The sequence below is a fragment of the Streptomyces sp. 2A115 genome, from assembly GCF_052245575.1.
GTDB lineage: Bacteria > Actinomycetota > Actinomycetes > Streptomycetales > Streptomycetaceae > Streptomyces.
In genome coordinates this window covers 116,801-127,629 of the sequence record NZ_JBQQCG010000026.1, presented here as the reverse complement: position 1 = coordinate 127,629, position 10,829 = coordinate 116,801, and the positions used below count along the sequence as shown (strand labels likewise).

7 protein-coding genes and 1 pseudogene are annotated in these 10,829 nt (G+C 69.1%); 1 reads left to right on the top strand and 7 read right to left on the bottom strand.

What is annotated here, in order from left to right:
• Nucleotides 1-116 (top strand): annotated as a pseudogene (locus tag ACTWQR_RS23575) (transposase); the annotation flags it as partial.
• Nucleotides 117-472: 356 nt separating this feature from the next.
• Here the strand turns inward: ACTWQR_RS23575 and sbnB are convergent.
• From sbnB to ACTWQR_RS23540, 7 genes are all read right to left on the bottom strand, one after another.
• Complete coding sequence (gene sbnB, locus ACTWQR_RS23570; protein WP_443229115.1) at nt 473-1,489, bottom strand: 2,3-diaminopropionate biosynthesis protein SbnB; 1,017 nt, start codon at nt 1,487-1,489, stop codon at nt 473-475.
• A 65-nt stretch (nt 1,490-1,554) separates the two neighbouring features.
• Entirely contained in the window at nt 1,555-2,535 is a 981-nt protein-coding gene (sbnA, locus tag ACTWQR_RS23565; RefSeq protein ID WP_443229114.1) for a 2,3-diaminopropionate biosynthesis protein SbnA, read from the bottom strand.
• Between the two features lie 138 nt (nt 2,536-2,673).
• Nucleotides 2,674-3,957, bottom strand: a complete 1,284-nt coding sequence (locus ACTWQR_RS23560) for an ATP-grasp domain-containing protein (protein WP_443229113.1) — start codon at nt 3,955-3,957, stop codon at nt 2,674-2,676.
• A gap of 61 nt (nt 3,958-4,018) precedes the next feature.
• Nucleotides 4,019-5,296, bottom strand: coding sequence for an MFS transporter (locus ACTWQR_RS23555; protein WP_443229112.1), 1,278 nt, complete (start codon nt 5,294-5,296; stop codon nt 4,019-4,021).
• 151 nt (nt 5,297-5,447) lie between these two features.
• A complete protein-coding gene (locus ACTWQR_RS23550) occupies nt 5,448-8,777 on the bottom strand; it encodes an amino acid adenylation domain-containing protein (RefSeq protein ID WP_443229111.1) in 3,330 nt (1,109 codons plus the stop codon).
• Nucleotides 8,774-9,691, bottom strand: coding sequence for a hypothetical protein (locus tag ACTWQR_RS23545; RefSeq protein WP_443229110.1), 918 nt, complete (start codon nt 9,689-9,691; stop codon nt 8,774-8,776). Before ACTWQR_RS23545 ends, ACTWQR_RS23550 begins: the two co-directional genes overlap by 4 nt.
• A complete protein-coding gene (locus ACTWQR_RS23540) occupies nt 9,684-10,817 on the bottom strand; it encodes an acyl-CoA dehydrogenase family protein (RefSeq protein ID WP_443229109.1) in 1,134 nt (377 codons plus the stop codon). Before ACTWQR_RS23540 ends, ACTWQR_RS23545 begins: the two co-directional genes overlap by 8 nt.
• Nucleotides 10,818-10,829: the final 12 nt, after the last annotated feature.

The following is a 10,829-nucleotide window of genomic DNA, read 5'->3' as shown; positions in this document are numbered from 1 at the left end:
ACCACGCCAGCCACAAGGAGCAAGGCAGCATGATCCGCCGCTACATCATCTGGCGGAACAAGCACGCCGCCGACGAACGCCTCCGCGAGGTCGTGAACAGGGCGAACGTTGCTTGATGCGGCACTAGTGTTCGGCTCGGACGGCGTGGTGCGCGAGACGACCGAGCCGGTGTGGGACGAGCGCCGGGTGGCGCGGGCCCGCTAGGGGGTCCGACCTGCGCCGGGATGAAGGCGCCTTCGCCGTCCAGGACATCTGACCAATCACAACGAAGTCGGGCAGAACGAAACAATGCCGGGGCTCCGCGGCGTGCTGCGGGCTGCTGCGGGCTGCTGCGGGCTGCTGCGGGAATTCCAACGTCAGGGGCGGGCGGAGATGCGCCAGTTCCCGGGTGACCGCGAAGTCGTGATCCGGCAGGACTACCAGCGCGGTAGCCCAGGTAGGGGATCTGGCCGACGGTGGACCGAGCCAACCATCAGCGATACCGGTCCAGGTCGTGGAAGAAGCCCGGCACCGGGCTCGCGAGTCCGCGATCGACGGCTCGGCGGTACACGTGCGCGCCGATGGCCAGGTCCAGCACGCCAAGGCCGAACGGGGAGAACACGATCGGCTTGCCGCGGTCGGGCTCGAAGCCCCGCAGCACGTCACAGAGGGTCGCGTCCACGAAGTCCCGGTTGCCGTCGGCCTGTTCGAGCAGGTGCGGGGAGGTGTTGGCCTTGAGGCAGTGCTCCACGTCGTCCAGCACGTTCACCGCTCCGCGCAGGATGGCGGGATCGAGATCGCGCAACGAAACGTGGAGGACTGTCGGGTTGTGCGCGAACCAGCCGGGCTCGTGGACGTGCGGCGCGCCGGCCGTGGTGGCGAACACGATCAGCCCGGCCGCGCGAACGGCCGGTTCCGGACCCTCGGCGACCACAACGTTCGCCTTGTCGTGCCCGTCGAGATAGCCGGCGAACGCATCGGCGTACTCGCGGTGGTGGTCGTAGACGGTGATCTCGTCGAAATCCCAGCCCGTGCCGCGCAGGTAGGTGTGGATGTACCGGGCGATCAGGCCGGTGCCGAAGAACGTGATCGTGCGCGGGCGCGGCCGGTCGCGGTGCAGCTCGGCTGCGGCCAGCGCTGCCGACGCAGCGGTCCGGGCGGCGCTGATGATGGAGCTCTCCAGACAGGCGAACGGGTAGCCGGTCTCGTGGTCGTTGAGGATCAGCACCGCCGACGCCCGCGGAATCCCGGCCGCGACGTTGCCGGGGAAGCTGGAGATCCACTTGACGCCGTCCACGTCGAACCCGCCGCCGAGCGAGGCGGGCAGCGCGATGATCCGGTCCGCCGGGCGGTCCGGGTAGCGCAGGAAGTAGCTGGGCGGGTTTACGCTCTGGCCGTCCCCGTGCGCCAGGTAGGCGCCGCGGACCACCTCGAGCACCTCGGCTTCCTGGCCGGCCAGGATGCCGTGGACCGTCTCGCCGGCGATGACAGCGAATTCAGGAGTGGGCACGAAAAAAGCTCCTCAGAATGTGCGGACAGAGTGGTGCGGAACGGAAGAAAACGAGTGGGCCGGGCTCATCCGCAGATCGCGTCGCCAGCGGCGGCAGCAGCGGCGGCAGCGGCAGCGGCAGCGGCCAGGTTCTCCTCGTCGGGATCGAATTCCCCGATCTCGCCGAACCGGGCACGCACCCATTTGTCGTCGTAGACCGAGTCGAGGTAGCGCTCGCCGAGATCGGCGGCGATGCCGAGCGCCTGGACATCGTCGCGTTCGGCGGACAGCCGCTGCCAGGCTCCGGCCACCACGGTCCCGGTCGACCCGCCGAGGAGACAGCCCTTCTTGGCGAGGAACCGGCACATCCGGATCGCCTCCCGCTCAGGCACCAGGAGGATCTCGTCGACGACGCTTTCGTCGACGATTTCCGGACGCCTGCCGGTGCCCAGCCCGGGAATGTACCGGGGGCCGGAAAGCCCGCCGAAGGTCACCGACCCGACGCTGTCCACCGCGACGATGCGGGCGGGGTGCCCGATCTTCTTGAGATACCGGGCACATCCGGTGAGCGTTCCGGTGGTTCCCGCCCCGATGAACAGGAATTCCAGGTCGGGAAAGGCTCCGGCCACCGCGGGCCCGGTCGTCTGGTAGTGCGCCCGCCAGTTGGAATCATTCGCATACTGGTTCAGCCAGAGGATTCCCGGGTCGCTGCGGCACAGCTCCTGGATGTACCGGATCCTGCTGCCCAGCAGCCCTTCCACCGGGTGCGGCTCGGCGATGACGACGACCTCGGCGCCGTACGCCTCCATCAGCCGCACGTTCCGCTCGTTGCACCGGCTGTCGGTGACACAGGTGAACCGGTAGCCGCGGTGGGCGGCGATCATGCTTAACGCGACGCCGAGGCTGCCGGAGGACGATTCGACGAAGGCCGACCCCGGCCGCAGCAGGCCCGCGTCCTCGGAATCGTTCACCATCCGCAGCGCGGACTTGGCCTTCACCGAACCGGAGAAATTGAATCCCTCGCATTTCAGCGCGAGCCGGCGGCGCACCATCGGAGACAGATCCACGAAAGCGTCGTCTATCAAGAGATCCTGGGGCGCGCCGACGGTGCGGCCGCGCGAATATGACCTATGCATAACTGACAGCCTTTGCACCGACAATTCTCTTACGATTGCCATTTCTGGCCGGTGGATCAGTTCCGCGGTTCACGAGGGCGCGGCCCACGGCGAGCAGGCGCGGCCGGAAAGGGTTTCGATGTCCCCGCCGGGCGTCGCAAAGGTGAACTCGACCGTGTCCAGCGCCCGGTCGATCAGCGCGCTCATTTCGCCGTGCGACGCCGCCCGACCGGTGAGCAGGTCCAGCATCGTCCACCCGGTCCCGCCGTCGAGCCAGTCGCCTGCCTGGACCAACGGCCGGTGCGTGTCGACCCCGGGCAGCCTGCGGATGACGCCGTGTCCGTCGGCTTTGACGAACCGGACCCGCTCGAGCGGCGCGAGATGCGTGAATTGGTAGAACACTTCCCGAGGTTTGATGGGCTCGGGCACGACGTGCTCGCCGAGCGCGACCTGGCCGGCCAGCCGCACCAGGCTGACCCCGGCCGCCCGGACGGCGAGGTCGTTGACGAGCCCGCCCAGCCTGCCGTTGACCTCGATGATGTGCGGGCCGTCGGCAGTCAGGATGATTTCCGTGTGCAGCAGCCCGGTCCGCACGCCCAGCGCATCGACGGCGCGGGAGGCCAGGTCGAGTACTTCCCGTTCCTCGGCGGAGTTCAGCGCGGACGGCCAGAACTGCCCGGTTTCCCGGAACGGGGCCATCATGGGGTATTTGCCGGTCACCGCGAGATGCGTGACCACGCCGCGGGAGGCCAAAGACTCGACCGATACGTACCCCGCATGAGCCCCGCTCCCCCGTCCGATCAGGAATTCCTCCAGCACCAACGCGCGTTCGCGGCCACTGTCGAGCAGGTCGTGCACAAGCGCCTTGCCTTCGGCATCCTCGGACACCGCGTGCGTGTTCCGGCTGCCTTCGCTGCGCACGGGTTTGAGGACCGCGGGAAGGCCGACTTCCGCCACCGCTGACGGCCAATCGGAAGACGAGGTCAGCAGATGGGTGCGTACTGTGTCCGCCCCTCGTTCCCGGAGACGTCGCCGTTGCTCGTGTTTGTCTGTCAGCAAGGCGACGCTATCCGGGCTGTGGAACGGCAGTTCGAGCGCGGCCGCGAGGCTCGCGGTCAGCGGGAGCAGGCTCTCGCTGAAAGTGACTATGCCATCCGGCCGCAGCGGTCGCAGCAGCTCCGCGGTCGCCGCGGCCGTCGGTGCCATGTCCAGCACCGTGCCGACCTTGGCCAGCAAGGCGCGCAACGGATCGTTGTAGGGGGACGTATCGAGGAGAAAGACCAGCTCGCCCAGCGGTTTCAGCCCGCCGACCAATTCCCCGACCGATGCGGCGCTGCGGCCGCACACGACGACAAGCCGTGCTGGTTTCGTCATCTCACAGTCCCCCTTCGATGCCCATGTATTCGAATGCAGCCGCGACGTGCGGACGAACCCGTCAGCCGTTGCTCACCGCGTCCGGCGTCGGAGTGCTCTCTTTGACCGGCACACCGGAGGTCAGGGCACGGACCGCCGGCGTCGTGCCCGCGACCAGACAGACCACGAGGACCAGGACCGCGGCCCCGGTCAGCGGTACCGACGGGCTCCACCACGCAGCGAGCAACGGGGCCACCGCGTAGCCGAGCGGCTGTGCGGCGAGCGAGAACAGCCAGTCGTAGGAGTCGACCCGCGCCAGCCGGTCCGCCGGCACGTGCTCCTGCAGCGCGGTATCCCAAGTGGGGTTCAGGAACCCCAGCGCCGCCTGGGCCACCCCGTATCCGGCGATGATCAACGGCACCGGGGCGTGCACCGCGAGGAGAAGCAACGGGATCGCGTAAGTCGCCAGCGCGAGATTCGCCCACATCACGGTGCGGCGCATCCGGATGCGGCTCGCCAGCAGCGAACCGGCCAGCAGGCCGATCCCGCCCGTCTGCAGGATCCAGATCCAGGTGCTCTCGCCGCCGAGGTGCAGGATCGCGATCACCGGTCCGAGCGTCATCAGGATCCCGGCGCAGAAGTTCCACACCGAATGGGCGACGAGGCTCATCCAGAGCCAGCGCCGGCTGGCGACCTCGCGCCAGCCGATGGCCAGGTCCTTCCGCAGGGTCTGGGGAGGGACCGGCACATGGCGCACGGTGGTGATCGCGAGCAGCCCGGCGCTGATCGCGAACGCTATGCCGTCCACGACGAACACCCAGCCGCTGCCGACCAGGTAGATCAGGGAACCGGCCAGCGCGGGCCCCAGCACCCACGCCGCACCCTTGGTGAAGCCCATCGTCGCGTTGGCGCGTTGCCGGGCCCATTCCGGCACCGTGCCGACCACCATCGGCGACCTAGTCGGCATCGAGAACGCCGAGGCCACGCCGTAGAGGAACTGCGAGACGCAGATGTGCCACAGCACCGGCGACGCGCTGAGCAGTTCGATGCCCACGAAGACCTGGGTGAAGACGCGCAGGAGGTCCGCGCTCATCGCCATCCGCCGCGCCTGAAACCGGTCGGCGAAGACGCCGCCCAGCGGCATCAGCGCCACCCGGGGCACGGTCGCGCAAGCCAGCGTGATGCCCATGGCGGTCGCCGAACCGGTGGTGAGCACGACGGCGATGGCCAGCGCCGCGGGCACCAGCGCCTCCGACAGGGTCGACAGGGTGCGGCCGATGAAAAGCAGACGGAAGTCGCGCAGCCGCAGCGGATGAAAGTCGGTGCCTCTCTTCGCATTCTCGTCAGGCGTAGTGGACATGGGGTGGCAGTCTTCTCTCGTCAGGGTTCACTCGGGCTGCGCCCGAAAAATCGACATCGACACAGCTGGCCGGGTTCCGGCGGCGTGCCAACCACCAGGGCCGTTCCTCACGACCGCATCTCCTTCCAGGGAGCCCTTCAGGGGTCCCCTGTCAGCCCTCCCGGGAGAGCGGGGAATCCGGGCTGTCGACGCATTCCCCCAGCGCCTCGTTGATCAGTTCCGCCAACCGGCCCGCGATGTCCGGACTGACCCGCCGCCGGTCGACGCGGACGCTCAGCTGCCATCGGCCCGATTCCGGATCGCAGTCGACCTCGACGTTGACCGCGAGATTGTTGTGGTCGGAGAACCACCAGTCGGACGCCGCGATCCGGGACAGCCGGTCCCGCAGGTCCAAGACGTACATGGAGGTGAAGTTGAACAGGACCGCGAACGGCTCCTGTCCGGTCGTCCGCTGGATCTCGACCAGCGGGAACCGCCGGTGGGGCATCAGGTCCCGCTCCGCCTCGGAAACATGCCGGACCAGGGTGCGCCAGGTTTGCCCCGCCAGGTCGGCCCGGACGGGGACGCTGTTCAGGAAGACCCCGATGCTGCGCTGGGCGTGGGCCCGCTCAGGACGGCCGCTGGCGACCAGGCCGGTCACCACGTCCTCGCGGCCGGTGAGCCGCCGCAGCGCGGCCAGGTGCGCCGCCAGACAGACGCTCTTGACCGAGGTTCCGACCGAAGCCGCCAACTCCTCGATCCGGTGGGTGAGACCGCTTTCCAGGACAATCGTGACATCGGGGTCGGGCAGCGGCTCGCCGGCCGAAGCCGTCGCGGCTGCCGGGCTGAACGAAAGCGGCTCCGCACCTTTGAGCACCTGCTGCCAATACTGCTTGGCAGGCTCCGACGCAGTCGCTTGCTGCTCCAGCGCGACGAATTCCCGGAAGGGCAGTGCGGGCGCGTCCGCCGACGGGGTGCCGCCGAGTTCGTTGTCGTACGTCGTGAGCAGTTCGCTGAGCAGAACGGAGAAGCTCCATCCGTCGAGAACGGAGTGGTGCGCCGAGACGGAGAGCTGGAACGAACCGTCCGCGAAATCGTGGACGTGGCAGCGCACGAGCGGGGCCGCGGCGAGATCGAACCCGCGTTTCCATTGCATGCGCCACCAATCGCGTACGGACTCGGCGGGATCCTGGTGTTGCGCGTCGAGGATCTCCACCGGCACGTCCACGGAGCGGTGCACCTGGTAAACCGGGACCCGGTGGCCGGTCAGGTCGAAAGCCGAGCGCAGGAGTTCGTGCCGGCCGGTCAGCCGCCGCCAAGCCCGGTCCAGCGCGCCGGGGTCGAGCAGACCGCGCACCCGGACACTGCCGAGATCGTGGTACAAGGTGGGATCGCCGCTCATCATGCTGTGCAGGATGATGCCGCCCTGGAGCGCCGATGCCGGATACGCCGCTTCCACCTCCGGCGGCAAGGTGCGCAGATAGCTCTCCGGCAACAGAGCCGACTCTTCTCGAGAGGCGACCGGGGCCGAGCCGATGTCTCGGGTCGCCACCCGTTCGGCGAGTTCCGCGATGGTCGGGTACGCGAACAGGTCTTCGATCGCGAACGGCACGCCTGCCTCTTCGGCTTTCTGCACCAACGGCAGCGCCGTGATGGAATCGCCGCCGATCGTGAAGAAATTGTCGTCCACGCCGACCACGTCGAGATCCAGCACCTCCCGCCACACCAGAGCGAGCGCGTGCTCTGTTTCGGTGCGCGGTGCGGCCAAGTCCGCTTCGCCGGCCCGCTCGGCGTCCCGGAGTCCGGGCAACTGCGCGGTGTCGAGCTTGCCGTTGGCGGTCATCGGCAACGCGTTCAGCCGGATGAACGCCGACGGCACCATGTGCGCCGGTAGCTGATCGGCAAACGCGGCACGGAGTTCGGCCGAGGTGACCGTCGCGTCCGGGGCCGGGCTCCAGTAGCAGGCCAGCACCGGCTCACCGCTGGCGCGTTCGACGACGGCGACAGCGCAGTCGCGCACCTCGCTGTGCCGGAGGACGGTGGCCTCGACCTCCCCCGGCTCGATGCGGAACCCATGCAGCTGGACCTGGTCGTCGGCCCGGCCATGGAAGAGGTACTCGGCGTTGTCCGCCGCCGAGCCGACATCCCCGGTGCGGTACATCCGGGCGCCGGGCGGACCGAACGGATCGGGCAGGAAGCGCTGGGCGGTCAGCTCCGGCCGTCCCCGGTAGCCGCGCGACACCCCGGCGCCGCCGACGAAGAGTTCTCCCCGGGTGCCCGGCGGCACCGGGTCCAGATTCCCGTCCAGCACGTGGAGGGACAGGTCGGCCAACGGGCGGCCAATCGGGCTGACGGTGCGGTCCAGGTCCGCCTTCGCGAGCGGACGCAGCGTCACATGCACGGTGGTCTCGGTGATGCCGTACATGTTGACCAGCTGCGGCGAGGTGTCGCCGTAGTGCTCCCACCAGGCACTGAGGCCGGCCAGTTCGAGCCGTTCGCCGCCGAACACCACCAAGCGCAAGGGCAGCGCGGGCCAGCTCGCGAGTTCCGCGGCGCGGGACAACTGCCGGAACGCCGAGGGGGTCTGGTTGAGCACGGTGACGCCTTCGCCGCGCACCAGGCGCAGAAACGCCTCCGGGTCACGGCTGGTCGGGTACGAGACGACGACCAGCCGTCCGCCGTAGAGCAGTGCGCCCCACAGCTCCCATACGGAGAAGTCGAAAGCGAACGAGTGGAAGAGCGTCCAGACGTCGTCCCGACCGAAGCCGAACTCTTCTTCCGTCGCCTCGAAAAGCCTGGTGACATTGGCGTGACTGACCAGCACGCCCTTGGGCGCCCCGGTCGACCCGGACGTGTAAATGACGTAGGCGACGTTGCCCGGGGCCGCTCCGGACTCGAGGTCGTCCTCGGGCAGCGCGGTGAGGTTCGCGTCGTCCAGCGCCACCCACTCGGGCGCCTCGACCGTGCCGCGCAGAGCCTCGGGACCGACGACGATCCGGCAGCCCGCGTCCTCGACGATGTACCGCAGCCGTTCCCCGGGATAGTCCGGGTCGAGCGGCAGATAGCCGCCGCCTGCCTTGAGGACAGCCAGCAGCGCGACCACCAGCTCGGCGCCGCGCCGCGCGCACACCCCGACCAGGCTTTCCGGCCCGACGCCGGAGTTCCGCAGCCGGTGCGCCAGCTGGTTGGCGGCACGGTTGAGTTCCCGGTAGGTGACCGTTCGCGAACCGTCGACCAGGGCGACCGCTTCGCCGTCCTCCCGCGCCCGCTCCTCGAAACGCTCGTGCAGGCAGGTCGCCGGACCGTGCTGCGGCACAGCACCGGTTGGGCCTTCCCAGCGCGCGGCGATGTCGGCGAGGCAGTCTTGCTCGCTGCCCTGCGCACCGGTCTCCTGCCAGCCCTCCGGCACAGGTTTTGCCTGCGGCCACAGGGAATGGACCGCCTCGGCGTTCTTCACGACCTTGAACATGGGATCTCCACAATCCTCGGCGGGAGCGGTCACGGGCGGCCGTCGAGTCCGGGGACGGGCGCCGCTGCACCGGCCAGCTCGGCAGGCCAGTTCCGGCGGTCGTGACCGTGCCGGTGCAGCACCGCGAGCGCGATCCGCTCCAGTCCGAAAGCAGTGCACGAGGTGTGCGCCTCGGCCCCGCTCATCCGGAACCCGAACTCCTCGGAGAAGTGGTTCTTGTGGTAGTTGCACGACACCACCGCCTGGGACAGCCCGTCGGCGACCTCCACCACCAGCTCCCATTTCAGCTGCTCGGCCCGCTGCATCGAGCCCATCAACCGTTCCGCCGAACCGAAGAACGGATCGCTGGCAGGCACGATCGACGCGGTGAGGCCGAGCGAGCCGAGCCAGTCGCGAGCCCGTTCGGTCCAGCCGTCCCGCCAGGCCACCGTGGCGTCCGGGGCGTCGATCCGGATCAGCTCGCGCATCCGGAAGGCACGCAGCCGGCCCGGTTCAGCAGTGCGTTCGTGGCGGTAGCACTGGCCGGTCAGGTCGAAGACCGCGGGCGCGGTCAGTTCAGCACCCGCGAGCTGCGGGTAGAGGTGGTAGCAAACCGCGGGAAGCAGCACCGCGTCGGTGAGTTCGTGCCGCTGCGTCCACGGCTCGCCGCGGCGCAGCGCGGGCACGATCTCGCGCCACTGCCGGTCGTCGCCTTCGTAGGTGAAGACCGTGCCGAGCAGCTGCGGGAACGATTCCACGTAACCGAGACGCTCCAGCAGCGCCCGGGAAATCACCTGCGGCACCCCGATCCGGTGCGCCGGCTCGGCGGCCGCGAACCGGCCGATCGACACGTGCAGGGCGTCGATCAGCGCCTCGTGCGTCCCGTCGAAAAGCGCCAGTCCCGGAACAGAGCTGTCGAGGGAGAGGTTCGCCGGGTCGAACGCGACAGGGACGGAAAGCTCAGCCATAACGCCTCATCAGCATCGAGGTTGCATTGGTTTCCAGCAGCCGGCTGTTGGAGATCATCAGCCGGGCCGAGTACAGATCGCGGAGCATCCGAGACACCGACAGGCTTGTGTGCTCCTGGTAGCCGGCCATCCCGCAGATCTCCAACGCGGTCTCGGCCACCTTCACCGTTTCGACCGACGCGGCCAGCTTGAGATTGTTGATCTCGATCGCGAAATCGGCGCTGGGCTCACCGGCCGGGTCCAGCGCGAGCCGGTCGTATCCGTCGGCGACCAGCTTGAGCAGGCCGTCGAGCAGGCCGAGCCGCTCGCCGATCGCGGCCAGCCGCAAGTCGGGGCCGCGCTCTGGCCCGTGGTTGCGCCGGCTGCGGCGCAGCATCCGGACGGCGCGTCCGGCGGCTTCCTCGGCGATCCCGATCCACACCGCGCTCCACAGGATGTGGGACAGCGGCACCATGGTCCGCGCCGCGATCTCGGCGAACGGCACCGGGAGCACCTGGGTCTCCGGCACGTCGACGGTGATCCGGCACCCGGGGCTGCGAGTGCCGCGCATGCCCATGGTGTTCCATTCGCCGACGTTCTCCAGCGTGGCGTCGTCCTTGCCGGCCAGCACCAGCACCTGTTCGCCAGGAGCGGCATCCGGGTTGCGGCGGGCAGTGACGAGGAAGGCATCGGCCATCTGCGAGTAGGAGACCGTGGGAGTTTCCTTGACGACGGTCACCCGGTCCCCCTGCGCGACGCAGGCGGTGCGGCTTTCCCGCAGGCTGCCACCGACGCCGAGCTCGGTGGTGACGGAGGCGATCAGCCCGTCCCCGGCGGCCAGGACGGCAAGCAGTCCTTCCAGCGTCGTGGAGCCGGCCGAATGCTTGGCGACACAGGCGACCTGGACCTGGTGCATGGCCCAGATCATCGCGGTCGAACCGCACCCGCGGCCCAGGGCCCGGCCGATCTCGGCAAGGTCCGCGGCGCTCAGGCCGGCCCCGCCGAACCGCTGAGGCAGCGCGGCGCTCAGCAATCCGGTGTGCGCCAATGCCGCAACGGATTTCGCGGGGAACACAGCGCTTCTGTCGACCTCGTCCGCGTGGACCGCGAGAGTCGTGCGAGCCGCCTCGACCGCGGCGGCGACCATCTCGTCCCTTCC